The 22,371-nt window shown below is 68.5% G+C and carries 20 protein-coding genes; 9 read left to right on the top strand and 11 right to left on the bottom strand.

Features of this window, described 5'->3' with window-relative positions:
* Positions 1 to 20: 20 nt before the first annotated feature.
* From metX to ACZK08_RS14810, 3 genes are read left to right on the top strand one after another with little or no spacing between them, the layout of a single operon-like run.
* Complete coding sequence (metX, locus tag ACZK08_RS14820; protein ID WP_053519886.1) at positions 21 to 1,052, top strand: homoserine O-succinyltransferase MetX; 1,032 nt, start codon at positions 21 to 23, stop codon at positions 1,050 to 1,052.
* Positions 1,049 to 2,284, top strand: a complete 1,236-nt coding sequence (locus ACZK08_RS14815; protein WP_053519885.1) for an O-succinylhomoserine (thiol)-lyase — start codon at positions 1,049 to 1,051, stop codon at positions 2,282 to 2,284. The genes metX and ACZK08_RS14815 overlap by 4 nt, the downstream gene beginning before the upstream one ends.
* On the top strand, positions 2,281 to 3,348 hold the full coding sequence (locus ACZK08_RS14810) for a homoserine dehydrogenase family protein (RefSeq protein WP_065182622.1): 1,068 nt from the start codon (positions 2,281 to 2,283) through the stop codon (positions 3,346 to 3,348). Before ACZK08_RS14815 ends, ACZK08_RS14810 begins: the two co-directional genes overlap by 4 nt.
* A 135-nt stretch (positions 3,349 to 3,483) precedes the next feature.
* Here the strand turns inward: ACZK08_RS14810 and ACZK08_RS14805 are convergent, their stop codons facing one another.
* Together ACZK08_RS14805 and ACZK08_RS14800 are read right to left on the bottom strand one after the other, a co-directional pair.
* Positions 3,484 to 4,479, bottom strand: a complete 996-nt coding sequence (locus ACZK08_RS14805; RefSeq protein WP_065182623.1) for an alpha/beta fold hydrolase — start codon at positions 4,477 to 4,479, stop codon at positions 3,484 to 3,486.
* A gap of 74 nt (positions 4,480 to 4,553) precedes the next feature.
* A complete protein-coding gene (locus ACZK08_RS14800; protein WP_053519882.1) occupies positions 4,554 to 5,936 on the bottom strand; it encodes an L-serine ammonia-lyase in 1,383 nt (460 codons plus the stop codon).
* Between the two features lie 141 nt (positions 5,937 to 6,077).
* On the opposite strand from ACZK08_RS14800, the gene ACZK08_RS14795 reads away from it, so the two are divergent.
* Complete coding sequence (locus ACZK08_RS14795) at positions 6,078 to 6,263, top strand: thioredoxin domain-containing protein (protein ID WP_053519891.1); 186 nt, start codon at positions 6,078 to 6,080, stop codon at positions 6,261 to 6,263.
* A gap of 69 nt (positions 6,264 to 6,332) precedes the next feature.
* Here the strand turns inward: ACZK08_RS14795 and ACZK08_RS14790 are convergent, their stop codons facing one another.
* From ACZK08_RS14790 to ACZK08_RS14780, 3 genes are read right to left on the bottom strand one after another with little or no spacing between them, the layout of a single operon-like run.
* On the bottom strand, positions 6,333 to 6,905 hold the full coding sequence (locus ACZK08_RS14790) for a YceI family protein (RefSeq protein ID WP_053519881.1): 573 nt from the start codon (positions 6,903 to 6,905) through the stop codon (positions 6,333 to 6,335).
* Positions 6,906 to 6,908: 3 nt separating this feature from the next.
* Positions 6,909 to 7,481, bottom strand: coding sequence for a cytochrome b (locus ACZK08_RS14785; RefSeq protein ID WP_065182624.1), 573 nt, complete (start codon positions 7,479 to 7,481; stop codon positions 6,909 to 6,911).
* Positions 7,478 to 8,122 (bottom strand): YceI family protein, encoded by a 645-nt coding sequence (locus ACZK08_RS14780; RefSeq protein ID WP_053519879.1) that lies wholly within the window; start codon positions 8,120 to 8,122, stop codon positions 7,478 to 7,480. Before ACZK08_RS14780 ends, ACZK08_RS14785 begins: the two co-directional genes overlap by 4 nt.
* A gap of 164 nt (positions 8,123 to 8,286) precedes the next feature.
* Between ACZK08_RS14780 and ACZK08_RS14775 the strand changes: the two genes are divergently transcribed.
* Together ACZK08_RS14775 and ACZK08_RS14770 are read left to right on the top strand one after the other, a co-directional pair.
* Complete coding sequence (locus ACZK08_RS14775) at positions 8,287 to 11,835, top strand: sensor histidine kinase (protein ID WP_065182625.1); 3,549 nt, start codon at positions 8,287 to 8,289, stop codon at positions 11,833 to 11,835.
* Between the two features lie 96 nt (positions 11,836 to 11,931).
* On the top strand, positions 11,932 to 15,462 hold the full coding sequence (locus tag ACZK08_RS14770; RefSeq protein ID WP_065182626.1) for a hybrid sensor histidine kinase/response regulator: 3,531 nt from the start codon (positions 11,932 to 11,934) through the stop codon (positions 15,460 to 15,462).
* 21 nt (positions 15,463 to 15,483) lie between these two features.
* On the opposite strand, the gene mdtD is transcribed toward ACZK08_RS14770, so the two are convergent.
* The 5 genes from mdtD to ACZK08_RS14745 all read right to left on the bottom strand — a co-directional run bounded on the left by mdtD (position 15,484) and on the right by ACZK08_RS14745 (position 20,106).
* Positions 15,484 to 16,893 (bottom strand): multidrug transporter subunit MdtD, encoded by a 1,410-nt coding sequence (gene mdtD, locus ACZK08_RS14765; RefSeq protein ID WP_065182627.1) that lies wholly within the window; start codon positions 16,891 to 16,893, stop codon positions 15,484 to 15,486.
* Positions 16,894 to 16,984: 91 nt separating this feature from the next.
* The gene (hemE, locus tag ACZK08_RS14760) at positions 16,985 to 18,058 is read right to left on the bottom strand and encodes a uroporphyrinogen decarboxylase (protein ID WP_065182628.1); all 1,074 of its coding nucleotides are present in this window, start codon (positions 18,056 to 18,058) and stop codon (positions 16,985 to 16,987) included.
* 36 nt (positions 18,059 to 18,094) lie between these two features.
* The gene (locus ACZK08_RS14755) at positions 18,095 to 18,334 is read right to left on the bottom strand and encodes a WGR domain-containing protein (protein WP_053518663.1); all 240 of its coding nucleotides are present in this window, start codon (positions 18,332 to 18,334) and stop codon (positions 18,095 to 18,097) included.
* Between the two features lie 120 nt (positions 18,335 to 18,454).
* Positions 18,455 to 19,567, bottom strand: coding sequence for a 3-dehydroquinate synthase (gene aroB / locus ACZK08_RS14750; protein ID WP_065182629.1), 1,113 nt, complete (start codon positions 19,565 to 19,567; stop codon positions 18,455 to 18,457).
* On the bottom strand, positions 19,564 to 20,106 hold the full coding sequence (locus ACZK08_RS14745) for a shikimate kinase (RefSeq protein ID WP_065174808.1): 543 nt from the start codon (positions 20,104 to 20,106) through the stop codon (positions 19,564 to 19,566). Before ACZK08_RS14745 ends, aroB begins: the two co-directional genes overlap by 4 nt.
* 98 nt (positions 20,107 to 20,204) lie before the next feature.
* Between ACZK08_RS14745 and ACZK08_RS14740 the strand changes: the two genes are divergently transcribed.
* The gene (locus ACZK08_RS14740) at positions 20,205 to 20,408 is read left to right on the top strand and encodes a dodecin family protein (RefSeq protein WP_053518657.1); all 204 of its coding nucleotides are present in this window, start codon (positions 20,205 to 20,207) and stop codon (positions 20,406 to 20,408) included.
* 6 nt (positions 20,409 to 20,414) lie between these two features.
* Here the strand turns inward: ACZK08_RS14740 and ACZK08_RS14735 are convergent, their stop codons facing one another.
* Entirely contained in the window at positions 20,415 to 21,242 is an 828-nt protein-coding gene (locus ACZK08_RS14735; protein WP_065182630.1) for a kinase, read from the bottom strand.
* A gap of 40 nt (positions 21,243 to 21,282) precedes the next feature.
* Here ACZK08_RS14735 and pdxH point away from each other — a divergent pair, with 40 nt between their 5' ends.
* Together pdxH and aacA are read left to right on the top strand one after the other, a co-directional pair.
* A complete protein-coding gene (gene pdxH / locus ACZK08_RS14730) occupies positions 21,283 to 21,882 on the top strand; it encodes a pyridoxamine 5'-phosphate oxidase (RefSeq protein WP_065182631.1) in 600 nt (199 codons plus the stop codon).
* A complete protein-coding gene (gene aacA, locus ACZK08_RS14725; RefSeq protein ID WP_065182632.1) occupies positions 21,879 to 22,346 on the top strand; it encodes an aminoglycoside 6'-N-acetyltransferase in 468 nt (155 codons plus the stop codon). Before pdxH ends, aacA begins: the two co-directional genes overlap by 4 nt.
* The last annotated feature ends 25 nt before the right edge of the window (positions 22,347 to 22,371 follow it).

The raw sequence follows: 22,371 nt of genomic DNA, 5'->3' as shown, positions 1-22,371 counted from the left end.
TTCCCCTAACGGATCCCGCCATGAGCTTCGCCCCCAGCACCACGCTTCGCCCCGAACCCTTTGTCCCCGTCAGCGTGCCGGTCGAAGACCGCGTGCACGCCGAGCGCGGCGAGTTCGCCGCGGTGCTGTCGATGCGCCACGCCGGCGCGTGCCCGGTACGCGTTCGCTACGAATGGGTGGGACCGGTCGATGCACCGGTGGTGGTACTGGCTGGCGGCATCTCCGCCCATCGCCATGTGGCGTCCAACGCGCAGTTCGCCGAGAAGGGCTGGGCCGAGGAACTGGTCGGCAGTGGCCGTACGCTCGATCCGCAGCAGCTGCGCGTTCTGGCGTTCGACTTCATCGGTGCGGATGGCGCGCTGGACGTGCCGATCGACACGGCCGACCAGGCCGACGCGCTGGCCCTGCTGCTGGATCACCTGGGCATCCGCACACTGAAGGCGTTTGTCGGCTACTCCTATGGCGCCCTGGTCGGGCAGCAGTTCGCTGTCCGCCATCGCGCCCGCGTGCGCCAGCTGGTGCTGGCCAGTGGTGCGCACCGTCCGCACCCCTATGCCGCGGCGTGGCGTGCGTTGCAGCGCCGGGCGGTCGCCCTGGGACAGCTGCAATGCGGTGAAGACCATGGCCTGGCACTGGCCAGGCAGTTCGCGATGCTCAGCTACCGCACGCCGGAAGAGTTCGGCGAGCGCTTCGACGCTCCGCCCGAGGTGGTCAACGGCCGCGTCCGTGTGGCCGCCGAGGACTACCTCGACGCGGCGGGCGCGCAGTACGTCGCGCGCACCCCGGTGACCGCCTACCTGCGCCTGTCCGAATCGATCGACCTGCATCGCGTGGATCCCACCGCCATCCTGCCGCCAACCGTGGTGGTGGCCGTGGAAGGCGATCGGCTGGTGCCGTTGGCCGACCTGGTCGGCCTGGTCGAGGGGCTGGGTCCGCGCGGCAGCCTGCGCGTGCTGCGCTCCCCATACGGCCACGACGCCTTCCTCAAAGAAACCGATCGCATCGACGCGATCCTCGCTACCGCCTTCCGCACTTCTGGAGAGTCCGCATGAGCCTGCACGCCGCCGAGCCGTCCTGTTGTCGCACCACTGCCGCCGTCCGCGCCGGCATCGATCGTGACACCGCCCATGGCGCGGTCACTCCACCGATCGTGCTGTCGTCGAACTTCAGCTTCGAAGGCTTCGGCAACAAGCGCCAGTACGACTACACGCGCAGTGGCAACCCGACGCGCGACCTGCTGGGCGAAGCACTGGCCGAACTGGAAGGCGGAGCCGGTGGCGTGGTCACCGCTACCGGCATGGGCGCCATCAACCTGGTGCTGAATGCCCTGCTGCAGCCGGGCGACACGCTGGTGGTACCGCACGATGCCTACGGCGGCAGCTGGCGCCTGTTCAACGCGTTGGCGAAGAAGGGGCATTTCGAACTGGTCACCGCCGACCTCACCGACCCGCGCACGCTGGCGCAGGCCCTGGCCACCCAGCCACGGCTGGTGCTGGTGGAAACCCCGTCCAACCCGCTGCTGCGCATCACCGACCTGCGCTTCGTCATCGAGGCGGCGCACAAGGCCGGGGCGCTGGTGGCGGTCGACAATACGTTCCTGTCGCCGGCGCTGCAGCAGCCGCTCTCCTTCGGTGCCGACCTGGTGCTGCATTCGACCACCAAGTACATCAACGGCCACAGCGATGTCGTCGGCGGTGCGGTGATCGCACGTGATCCCGCGCTGCACGAACAGCTGGTGTGGTGGGGCAACGCACTCGGGCTGACCGGCTCTCCCTTCGATGCTTTCCTGACTCTGCGCGGCCTGCGCACGCTGGATGCACGCCTGCGTGTGCACCAGGAGAACACGGCCTCGATCGTCGCGCTGCTGGACGCGCACCCCGCCGTGGCCCGGGTGTATTACCCCGGCCTGGCCGACCATCCCGGTCATGCCATCGCCGCACGCCAGCAGAGCGGCTTCGGCGCGATGCTGTCGTTCGAGCTGGCCGACTGCGCCGGCGAGGATCCGCACGCTGCCGTGCGCGCGTTTGTCGATGGACTGCGCTGCTTCACCCTGGCCGAATCGCTGGGCGGCGTGGAAAGCCTGGTCGCGCATCCGGCGACCATGACCCACGCAGCGATGAGCGTTGAGGCGCGTGCTGCCGCTGGCATCAGCGAAGGGCTGCTGCGCCTGTCGGTCGGCATCGAGGCCGAGCGCGACCTGCTGGCCGATCTGGGTGCGGCGCTGGCCCGCGCCGAAGCGGTGATCGACGCTGCCGCACGTCGCAAACAGGTGGTGGACGCATGAGCGCGCTGGCTGCCGAGATTCCGGCGCTGGGCGGCGGTCGCCTGGCACTGCTGGGCACCGGGACGGTGGGCTCTGCGTTCGTGCAGCGCTACCAGGCCCTGCAGGCGCGCGGCCTGGAACTGCCCAGCGTGCAGTGGCTGGCCAACTCGCGTACTGCGCTGGCCATTGACCGCGATCTGGCCCTGCCGCTCGAACTGGCGCGGCGCGCACCGCGTGGCGGCCAGAGCGTGCCACCGTGGGCCGGTGCCGAAGGGCTGGAGCGTGGCGATGTGGTGGTTGATGCCACCGCCAGCGAAGACGTGGCCGCCCGCCATGCGCAGTGGCTGGCGCGCGGGGTGCATGTAGTGACGGCCAACAAGCTGGGCCGGGGCGGGCAGCTGTCACGCGCGAAGGCCATCGCCGAGAGCTGCGCCGACAGCGGCGCCCGGTACGGCGACAGTGCCACCGTGGGAGCGGGACTGCCGCTGTTGAGCAGCCTGCGCGCGCTGGTGGCCGGGGGGGATCGCATCCACGCGATCGAGGGGGTATTGTCCGGTTCCCTGGCCTGGTTGTTCCATCGCTATGACGGCCGTTCGCCGTTCTCGGCTGCAGTGCGCGAGGCGCTGGCCGCGGGTTACACCGAACCGGATCCGCGCCTGGATCTGTCCGGCGAGGATGTGCGGCGCAAGCTGCTGATTCTGGCGCGCAGCAGCGGACTGGCGCTGGATGCCGCACAGGTGCACGTGGATTCACTGGTGCCTTCGGCGTTGGCTGCGCTGCCGCTGGACGACGCATTGGCCGAACTGGAGCAGCTGGACGCACCGCTGCAGGCGCGCTGGCAGCAGGCGACGGACAGCGGCCGTGTTCTGCGCTTCGTCGGCCGGGTCGACGCTGACGGCGCACAGGTGGGGCTGCGTGAACTGCCGGCCGATCATCCACTGGCGCAGGGGGCGGGCACCGACAACCGCGTCGCGATCCACAGCGACCGCTATCGCACCCAGCCGTTGCTGATCCAGGGACCGGGAGCGGGCGCGGAAGTCACTGCTGCCGCATTGCTGGATGACGTGCTGCGCATCGTGGGATGAGCAGCGTCCCGCTGCGCCCGCCGGGCATGGCCCGGCGTTATCCGCACCGCTGCGCTCGCCGGGCATGGCCCGGCGCTACCTGCAATGTCGTGTTCGTCCCGGTAGCGCCGGGCCATGCCCGGCGGATCCGCAGTTTCAGCGCCCTTTCAACACCTTCAGCAGCGCGGCATTGAACTGCCTGGGGTCCTGTACCTGCGGCGAATGGCCCAGTTCGGCGAATTCGACCAGCGTCGCGCCGGCAATCGCCGCAGCGGCCGATTTGCCCAGCGCCGGATAGTTGCCCAACCGTGCCTTCACTTCTGCCGGTGCCAGGTCACGACCGATCGCGGTGCGGTCCTTCTGGCCGATGAACAGCGCGGTCGGCACCTTCAGATTCTTCAGCTCGTACACCACCGGCTGGTTGAACACCATGTCCGAGGCAAGTGCCTGGCTCCAGGCCACCGCCTGCCTGCCGTCGCCCTCGTACATGCCCGCTTGCATGCGTGCCCAGGTTTCATAGGCAGGCTTCCAGGTGCCGTCGTAGTACACGTCCAGCTGGTAGCGGCGGATGCTCTCGTAACTGGTTTTCAGCTCGCCGGCATACCAGGCATCGACGCTTCGCCACGGCACGCCCAGCGCCTTCCAGTCCTCCAGGCCGATCGGATTGACCAGCGACAGGCTGCGCAGGTCCTGCGGATAGGTCAGTGCATAGCGCACCGCCAGCATGCCCCCCATCGAATGGCCGACCAGGTGCACGGGCAGGCCGCCGAGCTGCAGCTGCTGCAGCAGTGCATGGGTGTTGGCGGCGAGCTGGCCGAATGAATACTGGTAGCGCTCGGGCTTGCTGGATTTGCAGAAGCCGACCTGGTCAGGTGCGATCACGCGGTAACCGGCGGCGAGCAGGGGAGGGATGGTTTCCTTCCAGGTCGCCGCGCAGAAATTCTTGCCATGCAGAAGCACCACTACGCCGATCGGCGCGGTCGTCGGCGCGATGTCCAGATAGGCCATCTGCAGCGGTTGCTGCTGCGATTCCAGGGTGAAGGTCTGTACCGGATAGCCGTAATCGAAGCCCTCCAGCCGCGGCCCATAGGCGGGAGCGGCAGCGGCGGTGAGGGGCAGGCAGGCCAGCAGTGCGGCGGCGATCACGCGCATGGGACATTCCGTGACAGGGGATGCCCGAGCCTAACCGCAATGCGGTGACGGTGTCGTCCGGAAGATGACCGTCATCAGCACTCGATGACATTCACCGCGAGGCCGCCGCGGCTGGTTTCCTTGTACTTGTCCTGCATGTCGCGGCCGGTGTCGCGCATGGTCTTGATGACCTTGTCCAGCGACACCTTGTGCTTGCCATCGCCGCGCATCGCCATGCGCGAGGCATTGATCGCCTTCACCGCGCCCATCGCGTTGCGCTCGATGCAGGGAATCTGCACCAGCCCACCGATCGGGTCGCAGGTCAGGCCGAGGTTGTGTTCCATGCCGATTTCCGCGGCATTCTCGATCTGGCTTGGATTGCCACCCAGCGCCGCAACCAGGCCGCCGGCCGCCATCGAGCAGGCCACGCCCACTTCGCCCTGGCAGCCTACTTCGGCACCGGAAATCGAAGCATTCTCCTTGTAGAGAATGCCGATCGCCGCCGAGGTCAGCAGGAAGTCGAACACGCGCTGCTCGTTCGCGCCCGGGCAGAACCGGTCGAAGTAATGCAGCACCGCGGGCAGCACGCCGGCCGCACCGTTGGTCGGCGCGGTCACCACGCGGCCACCTGCGGCGTTTTCCTCGTTCACGGCCAGCGCGTACAGATTGACCCAGTCCAGCGTGGTCAGCGGATCGCGCATCGCCGCTTCCGGCTTCGACGACAGCTCGCGGTACAGCGCCGGCGCGCGACGGCCGACCTTCAGGCCGCCCGGCAGCACGCCTTCCTCGCGGATGCCGCGCGTCACGCATGACTGCATCGCGCTCCAGATCTCGCGCAGCTGGGCGCGGATCTCGTCCTCGCTGCGCCAGCACTTCTCGTTCTCGAACATCAGCTGCGCGATGCTCAGGCCGCTGCGCGCGGTCTGCGCGAGCAGCTCGTCGCCGCTCTTGAACGGATAGGGCAGCGGGGTTTCGTCGGGCACGATGCGGTCATCGGCCGCGTCGTCCTGGTTGACCACGAAGCCACCGCCAACGGAGTAATAGTCGCGCGTGGCGATCACTTCATCGTCGGCGTTGTACGCGGTGAAGCGCATGCCGTTGGTGTGGTACGGCAGCTTCTGCCGCTTGTTCATGCCGAGGTCGCGCTTCTCGTCGAAGGCGATCTCATGCTGGCCCATCAGCTGGATGCGCTTGCTGCTGCGGATGCGATCCAGCGTGGACGGAATGATGTCCGGATCGATCAGGTTGGGGCGCTGGCCTTCCAGGCCAAGCAGGATCGCCTTGTCGGTGCCATGGCCGCGACCGGTCAGCGCCAGCGAACCGTAGACGTCGGCGCGGATGCGTGCGACCTCGTGCAGGCGGCCGGGGTCGAGCAGCCAGCGATGGATGAACCGCTCGGCGGCCTTCATCGGTCCGACGGTGTGGGAAGAGCTCGGGCCAATGCCGATCTTGAAGACGTCGAACGTGCTGACAGCCATGGATGCCAAACTGCGGGTACCGGACAAGCGGCTATTCTAGCGGCTTGCCGGGCCCTCCGATGGCTGCGGCGCAGCATTTCCGCCAAGCGAGGCAAGCCGGTGTTGACCCTGTTCCAGCGTGACGACTGCCACCTGTGCGATATGGCCCTGGCCGAACTGGCCAAGGCACGCGCGCCCGAGTTCGAATCGGTGTTCCTGGATGACCATCCAGCGCTGGAGGCGCACTACGGCGCGCGGGTACCGGTGCTGCGCGACGAGGCGGGCGGCCGCGAACTGGACTGGCCCTTCGATGCGGCGCGGGTGCGGGCCTGGCTGGCTGCGGGGTGAAGCCGCCGGGCATGGCCCGGCGCCACCCTGTATCACCGTTCCAAGGTGGAGCCGGGCATGGCCCGTGGCTTACTTCGCGTCGAACTTCACGATCGTGCTGATCGCGGTTTCGTCGGGGATGGTCTTGGTGTCGGCCCAATCGCCGGCGCCGACGCTGAAGTCCAGGCGCTTGACGGTGGCCTTGCCGGTCAGCACCGGCTGCGTGCCCGGCTTCCAGGTGAAGGTGAGCGTCACCGGCTTGCTGACACCACGCAGCTCGAGCGTGCCATCGGCGGCGAACTGGTCATTGCCGATGGCGCGGAAGCCCTTCGCGGTGTAACGCGCGGTGGCGAACTTGCCGACATTGAAGAAGTCCGCGCTCTGCAGCGTCGAGTCACGATCGCTGTTGCCGCTCCTGGCGCCGGCCAGCGGAATCACGACGTCGAGTGAGCCGGCCGCCGGATTGGCGGGATCGAAGCTGAGCTTGGTGGCGAAGCCCGGGAAGCTGCCGGTGAACACTTCGCCGTCGTACTTGCTGGCAAATACCAGGATCGAGCCCGCGCCGGGAGCCTGTGCATAGTCCGCGGCCAACGCCGGGGCAGTGGCCAGCATGCCGGCCAGGGCAGCGGCCACGGCCGCCGGGGTGGTCAGTTTCAGATTCATCGGTCAGTCCTTCTGGGGAGAGGCAAGCCAGCCACGCGGCAGCATGCGGCTCAACGTCGCGTCGCGCTGGAACAGGTGGTGGTAAAGGGCAGCGCCGGCATGGGCCAGCACCACAGCGATCAGCAGCCAGAAGCCGTACTCATGGATCGCATGCGACACGGCGACGACCTGCGGATCCGGTCCGCTGAGCTTGGGCACATCGACCAGGCCGAACCAGCGGAAGGGCCGCAGCCCGCTGGCAGAGTCGTACAGCCAGCCCGAAAGCGGAATGGCGAACATCAGCACGTACAGCAGCACGTGGGTGGCGCTGGCGATGCGCTCCTGCCAGCTGGGCACACCCGGCACCGGCTTGGGCGCACCGGCGTAGAGGCGCCAGACCAGGCGCAGCAGCACCAGGGCCAGCACGGTGATGCCGATCGACTTGTGCGCGGTGTAGACCCAGAAGTATTTGGGCGTCCTGGGCAGTTCGCCCATGGTCAGGCCGATCACACCCAGGGCGAGGATCAGTAGTGCGATCAACCAGTGCAGCGTCTGGCTGACACTGCCCCAGGCGGCAGGGGAGTTCTTGGCGGTCATGCGGGGTCCTTGGGGGCCGTCTTGCTGTCGGAGTGGGGAACCGGGGCAGGAGTTCCCGGCCTGTCGCTGCGGTCGAGGAAGGCCTCGGCCTCGATCCGTACCTGTACCGCGTCGCCGATCACCCCGGGCCAGGCGGTGATGCCGAACGCGCGGCGGCTCAACGTGGTGCTGGCGGAAAAACCGGCGGTGCGGCGGAACGGCGGCAACGGATAGCGTTTGATGGCATTGAGGGTCACATCCAGCGCGACCTCCTGGCTGACCCCGCGCAGGGTCAGCGTGCCGAACACACGGGCGTGGTTGGCATCGATCGGTTCGACCCGCGACGATACGAACCGGGCGCTGGGAAACCGCTCGCCATCAAGCAGGCTGCGGGCCAGCGTGGCCTGGTTCCATTTGGCATCTCCCAGATCCAGCCGGGCGACCGGCACATCGACCTGCAGGGTTGCCTCGCGCCAGTTGTCGGGATCGAACTGAAGGTGGCCCTCACTGCCCGATACCGTCCCCATGGCCTGCGAGTAGCCGGCATGATCGATCGTGAACAGCACCCGCGTGTGCACCGGATCCAGCCGGTAGGTATCGAGCTGTGCCCAGGCGGGCGCAGCGGCGAGCAGCAACGGCAGCAGGAGCAGGCGGGGTCGCATCGATGGCGGGCTCCGGGAGGGGACGCTGCGATCATACGCACAGCCCCCTGACAACGCTGCGTGCATGGCTGCAACAGTTCGTGGTGGTGATGCCACTGGAAACGGGCTGTTGCAGTCGTGAAGCCTGGGCTGTGTGACAATCGCGGCTGGATCGGGGGTTCAGGATGACGAGTGGCTGGCGTCTGTGGTGCCGAGGCATCGCAGTAACGGGTCTGCTGCTGCTGGCAAGCGCCACGGTGGCCGCGACTCTGGACATGGCTGGGGAGACACCACGGCTGCGCCGCTTCGGCGCCGCCGACGGCTTGCCGTCGCGCATGGTCGTGGCCCTGGCCGAGGACCGCCAGGGGTACATCTGGGCGGCCACCGATGGTGGGCTGGCCCGCTACGACGGCACGACGCTGCGGGTCTGGCAGCATGAACCGGAGCGGCCGGGTTCGCTGCCGGGCAACGAGATCGAGACCCTGCTGGTGGATCCGCTGGACCGGGTGTGGGTCGGCATCAACGGCAAGGGCATCGCCCGGCTGGACGCGGATCGCGAGCGTTTCTCCAGCTTCGCCGCGGTGAACAATGAATGCCAGAGCCAGTTCTGGACACTGGCCTATGCGGACGATGCGCTGTGGATCGGCACCAGCGGCCATGGCGTGTGCCGCTTCGGCGAGGATGGCAGCCTGCGCTTCTTCCAGCATGATCCGCAGCGCCCCGGCGGCTTGCCCAGCAACACCATCTTCAGCAGCCTGGTCGACGCGCAGGGCCGCCTGTGGGTCGGTACCGAGGCCGGTGTCGCCCGCTGGAACGGCAACAGCTTCGAGGCCATCGCGCCGCGCGAGCTGGGCAGGGTCAGCGTGCTGCGTCTCAGCCGCGACCCCGATGGATCGATCTGGGTCGGCAGCCAGAACGAAGGCCTGTTCCGCATCGATGCCCAGGACCGCGTCAGCCGTCCACGCTGGTCCGGCAGTGATCGCTTTCGCTCGGCACTGGTGCTGGCGGATCGGCAGGGAGGCTACTGGGCAGGTACCTCGGATGGGCTGCTGCGCGGTGATGCGCAGACACTGCGGCGCCTGGAGGGCGATCGCGGCAGCGGCTTCCTGACCGCGCACAGTGGCGTGCTCGATCTGCTGCAGGACCACGAAGGCGGGGTCTGGGTGGCCCTGCTGAGCCAGGGGTTGGCCTATCTGCCGCCGGACTGGCGCCGCTTCTCCACCTGGAACCAGCTCGACGGCAAACCGCTGGACAGCCAGTACCTGCTCAGCGCGGCCACCGATGGCCGGAATTACTACGTGAGTTCGGCACACGGCGTGTACCGGATCGATGCGCAGGGCGTGCTGAGTCTGCTTGCCAGTGATCGCGAGCTGGGCAGTGGCGCGGTCTGGTCGGTATTGCCGCGGCCGGACGGCCGCCTCTGGCTGGGCCGCGCCGGGCGCATCACCGTCTATGACCCGGCCACCCGCGCAACCCGGGAGTGGCGCATCGACGGCGGCTCCGATCTGCGCCAGCGCATCGACCTGATGCGGCAGGCGCCGGATGGCACCGCCTGGGTGTCGGTGATGAACGTCGGCGTGCAGCAGCGTCTGGACGATGGCCGGGTGCTGCGCAGCTTCCCCGTCGAGGGATTCCGCGGCCTGGGCGATGCGCCGATCGAGCAGATTCGATTCGATCCGCGCGGGCAGGCCTGGGTGATGGGGGACATGGGCCTCTGGCGCCAGCAGGGTGAGCGCTTCGAGGCGGTTCCTGGCGTCTCGCGGGGATCGATCTACGACCTGGTGTGGATCGATCCGCAGCAGCTGTGGCTCGCCCGCCAGGGCGCCTTCGAGCGCTACCAGTGGGACGGCATGAGCCTGCGCCTGGTGCAGCGCGTCGATGCTGCCGCCGGCGTGCCACCCCTGAGCATGGGTGGGCTGGCCTTGGCCGACGATGGCCGCCTGTGGGCCACCACGCCGCGCGGTCTGCTGCGCTGGGATCCGAAAACGAAGCGGCTGAGGCAGTTCACCGAGCGCGACGGACTGCCCGATGCCGAATTCACCGGCCGGCCGCCTGCGGTGAACGCCGATGGCCGCGTGCTCGCGGTGACCCAGACCGGCGCGGTCGGTTTCGACGTCAATGCCGCCGACACCCCACTGCCATCCTCCGCGCTGGTGATCGCGCAGGTGCGCGTACGTCGCGACGATGCGCGCGGCTGGCAACCCCTGCCGACCACCGGGGTGCTGCTGCTGGGTCCGGATGACCGTGATCTGCAGATCGACGCGCGGCTGCTCTCGTACGGCAACCCGCAGGGCAACCGCTATCGGTTCCGGGTGCAGGGCTATGACCAGAACTGGGTGGAGCAGGGTGGCGACGGCCAGCGCACGCTGTCGCGCCTCGCGCCCGGTGCCTACGTGATCGAAGTACAGGCGGCCACCGACAGTGGTCCGTGGACGCCGTCGCAGCAACTGCAGGTGAAGGTATTGCCGCCCTGGTGGCGCAGCGGCATGGCGATCTTCGGCTACCTGCTGCTGGGCTCGTTGCTGCTGCTGGTGCTGGCATGGGCGATCCGCAGCCGTCTGAGAAGGCGCCAGCAGTGGCAGCTGACCGTGCACAAGCAGCAGCTCGCCGAGCAGGCCTCGCAGGCCAAGAGCCACTTCCTGGCCACGCTGGGTCATGAGGTGCGCACGCCGATGACCGGCGTACTGGGCATGAGCGAACTGCTGCTGGCCACATCACTGGATCCGGTACAGCGCAGCTATGCCGGATCGATCCAGCAGGCGGGCAGCCATCTGCTGCGTCTGGTCAACGATGCCCTGGACCTGGCCCGGATCGAAGCCGGGCGATTGGAGCTGGACCTGCGTCCGTTCGATCTTGCCGCGCTGCTGGACCAGGTGCAGATGCTGATGCGGCCGATGGCGCAGCAGCGCCAGCTCGATTTCGTACGCGAGGATGCCTTGCCCGGCCCGATCAGCGTCAGTGGCGATGAAATGCGCATCCGCCAGATCCTGCTGAACCTGCTCGGCAATGCCATCAAGTTCACCGAGCGCGGCCAGGTCGGCCTGGGCGTGCGGCTGCAGGAGGATGGCGGCGGGGTGTGCTTCGAGGTGTTCGATACCGGCCCCGGCATCAATGCCGAACAGCAGCAGCGTCTGTTCCATCGCTTCGAGCAGGCCGATGGCCCGCGGACAGCATCGCGCTATGGCGGCAGCGGTCTGGGCCTGGCGATCTGCCAGGAACTGGCCGTGGCGATGGGTGGGCGCATCGATGTCGACAGCCAGCCGGGCAGGGGCGCACGGTTCCGCGTGCAGCTGCCGCTGCCGTGGACCCGCCAGGCTGCCCACAGTGGTTCCGACAGGGCGTCGCCACCGCCGCTGCCGCCGCTGCGCATCCTGCTGGTCGAAGATGACGCCACGGTAGCGGACGTCATCGCCGGCCTGCTGCGCGGTCGTGGCCACGACGTAGTGCACGTGCTGCACGGCCTGGGGGCCTTGTCGGAGATCGCGACCGAGGGGTTCGATGTCGGTCTGCTCGACCTGGATCTGCCGGCCCTGGACGGAACGGCGATCGCCCGTCAGCTGCGCGCCATGGGCTATGAGCTGCCACTGGTGGCGGTGACCGCGCGGTCCGATGCCTATGCGGAGGCGCAGGTGCTGGCCGCCGGTTTCGACGGCTTCCTGCGCAAGCCGGTCACGGGCGACATGCTGGTGGCGGCCATCGTGCAGGCTCGCAGCAAGCGCCAGGGTGAGGGCTGATTGCGCCGGCGCCGGGCGTGAACGGCGCGACTTTCGGTTTACCATGCCGACGCCCGCACGACGGGCACCATCTGGGAACGCGTGAGGAGGCGATCAGTGGCGTATCTGCGGGCGGCGATGCTGCTGATGCTTCTGCTGTGCTGCCTGGCGCCCGCTGCCGCACAGCCGGTACCGCCCACGCCCCGGCAGGTGACGGTGTTCGATGGCCTGCCGTCCAACACCGTCAACCGCATGGCGGAGGACCGCTACGGCTACCTGTGGATCGCCACCAATGACGGGCTGGCACGATACGACGGCCGCAACTACCGGGTCTGGCGCTCCGAGGATGGCCTGCGCGACAACCGAATCTGGACCGTGCTGGTCGATACCCGCAACCGCTTGTGGATCGGCACCGAGAATGCCGGCCTGGTAAGGATGTCGGCCGACCGCCGGCAGCTGCGGTTCTTCGACCGCAGCAGCCAGCCGCTGATGAGCACCAATACGATCTGGAGCCTGGCCGCCACCCCCGATGGCTCGATCTGGTTCGGTACCCACGAAGGCGGGCTGTACCGGGTGGATGGCAATGATCGGGTGCAGCGCTTCCTGCCCGAGGCGAACAATCCGCGCAGCCTGCCGGCCGCTGCGGTGCCCTATCTGGCCACGCTGCCCGACGGCAGCCTGTGGGTGGGCACCAAGCATGGCGTGGCGCGTTGGACCGGCAGCGATTTCGAGCGGGTCGGCGACGAGCAGGTGCCCGGCCAGCTGATCAACGGTCTGACCGCCGAACCTGACGGCAGCCTGTGGATCAGCACGCTGGCCGGCGCATTCGTGCGCCGGCCGGATGGTCGCTTCGAGCGGCAACCCTGGTCGGTGCCAGCCGGCGACGAGGTGCTGGGCATGATGCTGCGCGATGAGCAGGGGGGCTACTGGCTGGACACCCGCAGCGGACTCGGTCGCGCGGTCGATGGCCAGTACCAGACGGTGCCGCTGTACAGCGCGATCGCGCGCGGCCAGGTGCGGCCGAACTGGACCGGCGCCTACGAGGATCGCGAGGGCGGCATCTGGCTGGCCAGCACCAATGCCGGTCTCTGGCATTTGTTGCCACGGTGGTGGCAGTTCTCGGTGTTCTCGCGTCTGGAGGACGATGCATCGTCACTGCGCAACGCCTACGTACTCGGCACCAGTGCGTCCAGCAACGGAGGTGTCTGGACGGTCGGCAGCCACGGCGCGCTGGATCGCTTCAATCCCCGTACCGGCCGGATCGAGCAGTTCCGGCGCGGCGTCAATGGCATCCACTGGCTGACCTCGGTTCGCGAGGACCGCCATGGCCGGGTCTGGATCGGTTCGTCCGGAGCGCTGCTGCGCTATGACCCGGCACGCGACGAGCTGCGCCGCTGGGGACGCGACGCGCCTGCCGATGCCGCGATGGAGGGCGATGTCGACGCACTGATGATCTGCGACAGCAACAGCCTGTGGTTGATGATGCCCGCCGGCCTGCAGCAGCGCGATCTGGAAGGTCGGCTGCTGCTCGAACTGGACAATGGCCAGAACGGACTGCAGACCGGCCAGCTGAACCAGGATCTGGTATGCGGTCCGCAGAACCAGCTGTGGCTGGCCAGCAGCCGCGGGCTGCTGCAGTGGCAGCCTGAGCAGCAGCGCTTCCAGCCGGTGCCCGGCGCGCCGGCAACGGCACTGTACGCGGCGTATACCGGCAGCGACGGCCAGGTGTGGCTGTCCGAGGACGGCCGGTTGTCGCGCTATCGATGGAGCCAGGGGCGTCTGGAGCGGCAGGGGGTCATTGGTGCCGAACAGGGATATCCGGCGGTTTCCGCCACCGGTCTGGTGGTCGATGCGCAGGGTGTGGCCTGGGCCACCAGCGCACGCGGCCTGGTGCGGGTCGGCGCGGACGGCCAGAGCGTGCGCCTGTATGGCGTGCACGATGGCCTGCCCAGCCAGGAGTTCCGCGCGCATACCTTGATCGCGACGTCTTCGGGACGGCTGGTGGCAGGCACGCCGGCCGGCGTGGTGGTGTTCGATCCGGAACAGGTGCGGCCTTCGGTGCGCCGCGCACCGCTGGTGATCGAGCGGGTGGAGGTGCGCCGCAACGAGCAGGTGCTGGACCTGACCCACGACGCACCGTTGCTGATCGCCGACGGCGACCGCGATCTGCGCATCGTGGCGCGCCTGCTGTCCTTCGCCGATTCGGCCTCCAATTCGTATCGCTACCGCCTGGCCGGCTATGACCCGGACTGGGTCGAGGTCGGGCCCGCCGGTGAACGCCTGTTCTCGCGGCTGCCGCCGGGCAGCTATCGGCTGGAAGTGCAGGCGCGCTCGGCCGACCACGTCTGGTCGCGGGTGCAGACCCTGGAGTTCCGCGTGCAGCCGCCGTGGTGGCGCAGCCTGTCGGGCCTGCTGGTGCTGACGTCGATCGCGTTGCTGCTGACCAGTTGGTTTGCATGGCTGTACCGTCGCCGCCTGCAGCGTCGCCACGCCTACCAGCTGGCGTTGCACAAGCAGGAACTTGCCGAGCAGGCCTCGGCGGCCAAGACACGCTTCCTGGCCAATCTGGGCCATGAGATCCGCACGCCGATGACCGGTGTGATGGGCATGAGCGAGCTGCTGTTGTCCTCGCCGCTGGATCCTCAGCAGCGCGGCTACACCCAGTCCATCCGCCAGGCGGGCGAGCATCTGCTGCATCTGGTCAACGATGCGCTGGACCTGGCGCGGATCGAATCCGGACGCCTTGAACTGCAGTCCCGGCCGTTCGCGCTCCATTGCCTGCTGCAGGACCTGGCCGCGCTGATGGGGCCGCTGGCCGCGCAGAAGGGACTGCGTTTCGTCCTGGACAATCGCTTGCCGCCCGGCCTGCAGGCCACCGGCGATGCGATCCGGGTGCGGCAGATCCTGCTGAACCTGCTGTCCAACGCGGTGAAGTTCACCAGCCGTGGCACCATCACCCTGCATGCCCGGTGCGATGAGGCGATGCGTGCACTCCAGTTCGAAGTGCGTGACACCGGGCCGGGCATCAGCCAGGAACAGCAGCTGCGCCTGTTCCGCCGGTTCGAGCAGGCTGACGGTGCACGTACCGCGGCGCAGTATGGTGGCAGTGGCCTGGGGCTGGCGATCTGCCGCGAGCTGGCGCAGGCGATGCAGGGCCGGATCCAGGTCGAAAGCCAGTTGGGGCGCGGAACCTGCTTTGGAGTGATGCTGCCCCTGCCGCTGGAAGTGGACGCCGACGCCGATGCGGACAGCGCCGCGCGGAGCGAGGATGCAGTAGCGAACATGCCCCCCCTGCGCGTGCTGCTGGTGGAGGATGACGCGACGGTTGCCGATGTCGTGCAGGGTCTTCTGAGTGCGCGCGGCCATGAGGTGGTGCATGCCGGGCATGCGTTGGCGGCGCTGCGCGAGATCAGCGGGAGTGATTTCGATGTGGCCCTGCTTGACCTGGACCTGCCGGGCCTCAGCGGCTTCGAGCTGGCCGAGCATCTGCGCAACCAGGGGTACACGCTGCCGTTGCTGGCGGTGACCGCGCGCACGGACCCGGACCTGCAGAAGCAGGTGGAAGCGGCCGGGATCGGCGGTTTCCTGCGCAAGCCGGTCACGGGCGAGCTGCTGGTGGAGGCCATCGCCAAGGTGTTGGGGCGCTGAGGCCGGGCACAGTCCGGCAGGCTACTCCGCGACGTGTTCGACCTGGCGGGGTTCGGGCTTGGTGTCCGGCAACTGCCAGAAGATCATCGTCGAAGTCAGTGTGATCGCGCCCACGCACAGGAACGTGGCGTGCAACGCCGCCGTCGCGCCGTGGCCCTCCAGGTGCGTGCCGAAGGCGGCCAGCAGGCTGCCCGCCGCCGCCGCGCCGAAGCCGGCAGCCAGCATCATCACCATCGACAGCAGACTGTTGCCCGAACTGGCGAACTCCCGATCCAGATCGCGCAGGGTCACGGTGTTCATCACGGTGAACTGCAGCGAATTGACCGCACCGAAGAAGGCCAGCTGCAGCAGGCGCCAGCCCAGGTGCTGGCCCGGCGTCATCAGGATGAAGCTGGCCATGGCCAGGCCCACCAGCACGGTGTTGGTCATCAGCACGCGCCGATAGCCGTAGCGTTCGACCAGCTTCACCGCCAGCCGCTTGGAGACCATGCCGGCCGCGGCCACCGGTACCATCATCAGTCCGGCGTTCATCGGTCCCAGGCCAAGGCCCACCTGCAGCAGCAGCGGAATCAGCATCGGCATGGCGCTGCTGCCGATGCGTGAGAACAGGTTGCCGAGGATGCCGATGCGATAGCTGGGCACACGGAACAGCGCCAGCGAGAACAACGGCGCGGTCGAGTTGGCCGCGTGCAGCCAATAGCCCACCAGTGCGGCCAGCCCCGCCACGGTCATCAGCATCACCAGCGCGTGCGGCGTACCCAGCCCGGAGATGCCGTCCAGCGCCAGCGACAGCACCACCATCGCAAAGGCCAGCATGATGTAGCCGCGCAGGTCGAAGCGGGTGCGGTGGCTGGCGTAATGGTCCGGCATGATCTTCATCGCAGCGATGAAGCCGATCACGCCGATCGGAAGGTTGATCAGGAACACCCAGTGCCAGGAGGCGATCTCGACCAGCCAGCCGCCCAGCGTCGGGCCGATCAAGGGGCCGATCAGGGCGGGGATGGCGATGAAGCTCATCGCACGCAGGAAGTCCTCGCGCGGCACCGAACGCATCACCGCCAGGCGGCCGACCGGCAGCAGCATCGCACCGCCGATGCCCTGCAGCACGCGGGCACCCACCAGCTGATGCAGGTGCTGGGCCAGCGCGCAGGCCAGCGAGCCGAGGGTGAACAGGATGATCGCCACCAGGAAGGTGCGCCGGGTGCCGTAGCGGTCAGCGATCCAGCCGGAGGCGGGAATGAACGTGGCGACCGCCAGTGCATAGCTGAACACCACCGACTGCATCTGCAGCGGACTCTCGCCCAGGCTGGCCGCCATCGCCGGCAGCGCCGTGTTGACGATGGTCGAGTCCAGCATCTGCATGAAGATCGCCAGGGACACCAGCCACAGCAGGGGGCGCTGGCGGTTGTAGGTCGATGGCGATGTGGACATGGGTTGTGGCCGGTGCAACGTGGGGGCGCCATGATCGCGCACTGCGGGTCACGGCGCGATCAACACCGCGCCGCAACCGCATGCGCACTGCTCAGCGCTGGCTGTGCGCGTGCACCGCGTCGACCAGTACCTGCACGTGGGCCGGGTCCATGTCCGGTGACATGCCATGGCCAAGGTTGAACACGTGGCCCTCGCGCGACCCGCCATTGCCGGCGGCGTAGGTATCGAGCACGCGCGCGGCAGCGGTGGCGATCGCATCGGGCGAAGCGTACAGCGTGGTGGGGTCGAGGTTGCCCTGCAGGGCAACGCGACCACCGGTGCGGCGCAGCGCTTCGTCCAGGTCCAGCGTCCAGTCCAGGCCCAGTGCATCCGCACCGGTCTGCGACAGTGCTTCCAGGTGCAGGCCGGTGCCCTTGCCGAACAGGATCAGCGGCGTACGCTCGCTGCCTTCGCCACGGTCCAGGCCCTGGGCAATCCGCTGCAGGTAGCGCAGCGAGAATTCGCGGTACATCGCCGGCGACAGCACGCCGCCCCAAGTATCGAAAACCTGCAGGGCCTGTGCGCCCGCTGCGCGTTGCGCGCCCAGGTAGGCGATGACCGCGTCGGTGGTGACCTCCAGCAGGCGGTGCAGCGCCTGCGGGTGGTTCAGCGCCATGGCCTTGATGCGCGAGAAATCCTTGCTGCCGCCGCCTTCCACCATGTAGCAGGCCAGTGTCCATGGGCTGCCGGAGAAACCGATCAGCGGCACCTGGCCATCCAGCTCGCGGCGGATCAGGCGCACCGCATCCATCACGTAGCCCAGGTCCTGCTCCATGTCCGGCACCGCCAGCCTGGCGATGGCGGCTTCGTCACGTACCGGGTGGCGGAACTTGGGGCCTTCGCCTTCGACGAAGTACAGCTCCAGCCCCATCGCGTCGGGGATGGTGAGGATGTCCGAGAACAGGATGGCGGCATCCAACGGGAAACGCCGCAGCGGCTGCAGGGTGACTTCGCAGGCGATCTCCGGGTTCTTGGCCATCGCCAGGAAGCTGCCGGCCTTGGCCCGGGTCGCGCGGTACTCCGGCAGGTAGCGGCCGGCCTGGCGCATCAGCCAGACGGGCGTGCAATCCACCGGTTCGCGGCGCAGAGCGCGTAGCAGGCGATCGTTGCGGAGAGGGCTGGTCACGTTGAACGTTCCTTGGATCGAAGGTGGGCAGCGGCGTCAGTCGCCGTGCGAAAGGATCTGGAAGCCACGATGCAGTTCGGCATCGCGCGCCTTCTCGAAGGCGTGGCGGGCTTCGTCGGCCTGCAGGAACAGCTCGCGGCGCAGCTGCGAGCGGCCACCGACGCGGCCGCTTTCGCGCAGCAGCTCCCAGCCGCCGAAAAGATCCGGCTGCAGGCTCAGGCGCAGGAACCGCGGTGCCTGCGCACCGGCCTCGGGATGTTGCAGGTAGACATGCATGGCCCGATTGTAGCGGGGCCAGGGTGACCCCGGCCGCAACGCGGTAGCGCCGGGCCATGCCCGGCGGACGCTCAGGAAACCCGGGTAGCGCCGGGCCATGCCCGGCGAACGCGGAAGCGATCAACCCTGGCCCAGCACCTTCAATACCGCTGCTTCATCCACGTCCGGCACCACCTCGGCCCGACCCATGCCGCGCCAGAGCACCAGGCGCAGTCGACCGGCCACGTTCTTCTTGTCCAACCGCATGCGGCCGAGCAGGGCCTGCGGATCCAGGCCGGCCGGGATCGCGACCGGCAGCCCGAGCCTTTCCAGCAGCGCCTGCAGGCGCGCGCGGTCGGCATCGTCGGCCAGGCCGAGATCGGTGGACAGCCTGGCCGCCAGCACCATGCCCACTGCCACCGCCTCGCCATGGTTCAGCGCATCGCGGCCCGGCGCCGAATAGCCCTGTTCGGTTTCGATGGCATGGCCGAAGGTGTGGCCGAGGTTCAGCAGGGCACGCTCCCCCTTCTCGAACGGATCGCGCTCGACGATGGCGGCCTTGTGCCTGCAGCTGCGGGCGATGGCTTCGGCCAGCACCGCGTCCTCGCCAGCGGACAGCGCGTCGGCGTGGTGCTGCAGCCAGTCGAAGAAATCCGCATCGCCCAGTGCGCCGTACTTCACCACCTCGGCCAGCCCCGCGCGCAGCTCGCGCGGCGGCAGGGTGGCCAGCACCGCGGTATCGGCCACCACCGCGCGCGGCGGATGGAAGGCGCCGACCAGATTCTTGCCGGCAGGAATGTCTACGGCAGTCTTGCCGCCCACCGACGAATCGACCATCGCCAGCAGCGTGGTCGGCAGCTGCACGCAGTCGATGCCCCGCATCCAGCAGGCTGCGGCGAAGCCGGCCAGGTCGCCGACGACCCCCCCACCGAGCGCGAACACACAGGCATCGCGGGTGGCGCCCAGGGCTGCCAGCGCTTCGATGGCGCGGCCGAATTCGGCCAGGGTCTTGGAGGCTTCGCCGGCAGCCAGCACGTGTTCGCCGACGACCAGGTCCGAACGCGCGGCCAGCAGGGTCTGCTTCAGCCGCGCCAGGTACAGCGGGGCGACGTCACTGTCGCTGAGCAGCAGGACGTGGCGCCCCCGCACGTGGCGGGCGAGGGCAGGGCCATTGCTCTGGACGCCGGCGCCGATGGAGATGGTGTAAGGGCGGTCACCGCCAACGGCGACCTGCAGCGGAGTGGGGGAAGTCATGCGATCAGGTCCTGGCGCTGCCATTGCGCGGCGAGCTTGACGACCAGCTGGGCGGTGGCGTCGGCAGCGGTGTACGGGTCGGTATCAAGGGTGAGGTCGGCCAGTTCGCGGTACAGCGGATCGCGATGGGCGGCCAGGTCATGCAGCACCTGCTCGCGGTCGGGGCGCTGCAGCAACGGCCGGGCCTTGTCGCGGGCCAGCCGTTCCAGTTGCGCGGTCACGCTGACGCGCAGGTAGACCACGAAGCCACGGCGGGCGATCAATGCCCGGTTGTCCGGGTCCAGTACCGCTCCGCCGCCGGTCGAGACCAGTTGGCCGTGGCCCTGCAGGAGGCGGGCCAGCGCGTCGCGCTCGAGGCTGCGGAAGCCGGTTTCGCCGGAGTGCTCGAAGATCGTGGGAATGCTGGCTCCGGCGGCGTCGACGATGGACTGGTCGACATCGACGAAGTCCAGCGTGAAGCGCTCGGCGAGGCGGCGGCCGATGCAGGTTTTGCCGGCGCCCATCGGGCCGATCAGGATCAGGTTCGGAGCAGGATTCATGCGCCCTGATGCTAACACCTCCGTGCCCCGGCCTTTACGTCCTTCACGTCAGGGTGGGACTTCCTGCGGGGATTCCCGCGTTCAACGGAGTACAGGCCATGTCGGTTGCCAAGGTCATCGAAATCACCGCCTCTTCGCCCACGAGCGTGGAGGATGCCGTGCGCAGCGGCCTGAAGAAGGTCTCCGGAACCGTGAAGGGCATCCAGGGGGCCTGGATCAACGAGACCAAGGTGGTCACCAATGGCAGCGGTGAGATCACCGAATGGCGGGTCAATCTGCGGGTGACCTTCCTGGTGGAATGAGGGGCCTCAGCGCAGTGCCTGTATCTGGCGCTGCGCATCCAGCACCACCACCCGGTCGGCGAGGGCCGGCAGTGCATGCAGCGCCTGCCGGCTGACCCGCTCGAAGTACTGCACGAAGCGCTCCAGCTGCGGCCGGGTCATGCCATGCCGGCCGGGCTGGGCCGCCTGCAGGTTCTGCTCCTGCTGCCAGCGCCAGCGCGGTACTACCGAGAAGTCCGGCGGCTGCAGGAACCACAGGCGGTCACAGCGTTGCCACAATGCCGGGTAGTCGCGGCCCAGGGCCTGGTTGCACCAGTGGCGCCAGCGGCCATCGCTGTCGGCATCACGTTCAAGGGCGTTCAACGGCTGAGCCAGTTCGGATTCCTCCTGCGCCGGTGTGCCCAGGAACCAGCCTTCGAACACCAGCAGGTCCAGCGGCTTTTCCAGCCGTGGCCACTGCGCCTGTGGCAGGCGCTCGTCGGCCAGCTTGTCGAAGCGCGGCAGCGCCAGTGGTTCGCGCGCGGCGGCGGCATCGAGCAGCGCGTGGACCAGCGGCAGGTCGTGGGTGCCCGGCGGCCCCCGGGTGATCAACAGCGGATGGACCTGGCGTGCCAGCCGCTGCCGTTGCGCGCGGGTCAGGTAGACATCATCGATGGACAGCGTCGCGGCGTTCAGGCCCCGGTTCCGGGCGCGCGCCACCACCTGCTCGGCCAGCGTCGATTTGCCGCTCCCCTGCAGCCCGCTGATCGCCAATACTGGAACCGCCGCGCCGCTGCCCAGCGCATCATCCAGTGCCTGCTCGGCCAATGTTTCGGGAAATCCTTTCACCTGGGGCATATACGCAGCAGCGACCATGCCGCCACAATAGATCAATCCGTGTGAGAAGAACGCAATCATGAGCGACCTGTACGCCGAAGCCCTGTCCACGTTTGCGGCCCTGTTCGACGAGGCCAAACAGAGCCGCGAGGTCGAGCCCAACGCGATGACCGTGGCCAGTGCCGACCTGCACGGTCGTCCATCGGCGCGCACCGTGCTGCTGAAGGCCTTCGATGAGCGTGGCTTCGTGTTCTATACCCACCTGGACAGCCACAAGGGCCAGGAGCTGCGGGCCAATCCGCAGGCGGCCCTGCTGTTCCTGTGGCGCAGCCTGCGCGAGGCCGGCATCCAGGTGCGCATCGAAGGCCGTGTCGAACAGGTGGCCGATGCGGAAGCAGACGCCTATTTCGCCAGCCGTCCGCGCATGAGCCAGATCGGCGCGTGGGCTTCGCAGCAGTCGAAGACGCTTGCAACGCGCGAAGAGTTCGATGCGCGCGTGGCCGAGGTCGAGGCACGTTTCGAGGGCAAGGACGTGCCGCGTCCGGACGGCTGGAGTGGCCTGCGCGTGGTGCCCGACCGCATCGAGTTCTGGTACGGCGCGCAGTTCCGCCTGCACGAGCGGTGGTGCTACGAAGCCGGCGCCGAGGGGCACTGGAGCAAGCGCCTGTTGTATCCGTGAGCGGCTGCGCTGCCACGATCCGCCAGGCCACACCGGCCGATGCCGCTGCATGGTCGCAGCTGCGCGTGGGCCTGTGGCCCGACGCCGATGATCCACTGGAGGAGCTGGCGCAGTCGCTGGCCGATCCGGAAGGTGCGGTGTTCCTGGCGTGCGCGGCTGATGGTGAGGCGGTCGGTTTCGCCGAGGTGCGCCTGCGCCACGACTATGTGAACGGCACCGGTTCCTCGCCGGTCGGGTTCCTGGAAGGCTGGTATGTAACGCCGCAGTGGCAGGGCCGCGCTGTCGGCCGTGCCCTGCTGGCGGAAGTGCAGGCGTGGACGCGGGACGCGGGCTGCAGCGAGCTGGCCTCGGACAGCCGCCTGGAGGACGTAGAGGCGCACGCGGCACACCGCGCCTGTGGCTTTGAAGAGACCGAGCGGGTGGTCTATTTCCGCATGCCGCTGGACGCGGCCACGCGGGGGTAGTGCCAACCTTGGCTGGCGGCGCGCC

It is taken from the genome of Stenotrophomonas sp. 112478_Sma, assembly GCF_056479905.1.
The sequence above is the reverse complement of the archived record's forward strand: the minus strand, read 5'-3'. Positions and strand labels throughout refer to the sequence as shown.

What these genes read in the sequence shown, in the direction of transcription:
- ACZK08_RS14740 (WP_053518657.1), top strand. Translation starts at nt 20,205, where the DNA reads ATGTCGGTTGCCAAGGTCATCGAAATCACCGCCTCTTCGCCCACGAGC.
- ACZK08_RS14790 (WP_053519881.1), bottom strand. Translation starts at nt 6,905, where the DNA reads ATGAATCTGAAACTGACCACCCCGGCGGCCGTGGCCGCTGCCCTGGCC.
- metX (WP_053519886.1), top strand. Translation starts at nt 21, where the DNA reads ATGAGCTTCGCCCCCAGCACCACGCTTCGCCCCGAACCCTTTGTCCCC.
- ACZK08_RS14800 (WP_053519882.1), bottom strand. Translation starts at nt 5,936, where the DNA reads ATGGCTGTCAGCACGTTCGACGTCTTCAAGATCGGCATTGGCCCGAGC.
- ACZK08_RS14815 (WP_053519885.1), top strand. Translation starts at nt 1,049, where the DNA reads ATGAGCCTGCACGCCGCCGAGCCGTCCTGTTGTCGCACCACTGCCGCC.
- ACZK08_RS14780 (WP_053519879.1), bottom strand. Translation starts at nt 8,122, where the DNA reads ATGCGACCCCGCCTGCTCCTGCTGCCGTTGCTGCTCGCCGCTGCGCCC.
- ACZK08_RS14810 (WP_065182622.1), top strand. Translation starts at nt 2,281, where the DNA reads ATGAGCGCGCTGGCTGCCGAGATTCCGGCGCTGGGCGGCGGTCGCCTG.
- ACZK08_RS14805 (WP_065182623.1), bottom strand. Translation starts at nt 4,479, where the DNA reads ATGCGCGTGATCGCCGCCGCACTGCTGGCCTGCCTGCCCCTCACCGCC.
- mdtD (WP_065182627.1), bottom strand. Translation starts at nt 16,893, where the DNA reads ATGTCCACATCGCCATCGACCTACAACCGCCAGCGCCCCCTGCTGTGG.
- aroB (WP_065182629.1), bottom strand. Translation starts at nt 19,567, where the DNA reads ATGACTTCCCCCACTCCGCTGCAGGTCGCCGTTGGCGGTGACCGCCCT.
- ACZK08_RS14735 (WP_065182630.1), bottom strand. Translation starts at nt 21,242, where the DNA reads ATGGTCGCTGCTGCGTATATGCCCCAGGTGAAAGGATTTCCCGAAACA.
- ACZK08_RS14745 (WP_065174808.1), bottom strand. Translation starts at nt 20,106, where the DNA reads ATGAATCCTGCTCCGAACCTGATCCTGATCGGCCCGATGGGCGCCGGC.
- ACZK08_RS14795 (WP_053519891.1), top strand. Translation starts at nt 6,078, where the DNA reads ATGGCCCTGGCCGAACTGGCCAAGGCACGCGCGCCCGAGTTCGAATCG.
- ACZK08_RS14775 (WP_065182625.1), top strand. Translation starts at nt 8,287, where the DNA reads ATGACGAGTGGCTGGCGTCTGTGGTGCCGAGGCATCGCAGTAACGGGT.
- ACZK08_RS14785 (WP_065182624.1), bottom strand. Translation starts at nt 7,481, where the DNA reads ATGACCGCCAAGAACTCCCCTGCCGCCTGGGGCAGTGTCAGCCAGACG.
- pdxH (WP_065182631.1), top strand. Translation starts at nt 21,283, where the DNA reads ATGAGCGACCTGTACGCCGAAGCCCTGTCCACGTTTGCGGCCCTGTTC.
- ACZK08_RS14755 (WP_053518663.1), bottom strand. Translation starts at nt 18,334, where the DNA reads ATGCATGTCTACCTGCAACATCCCGAGGCCGGTGCGCAGGCACCGCGG.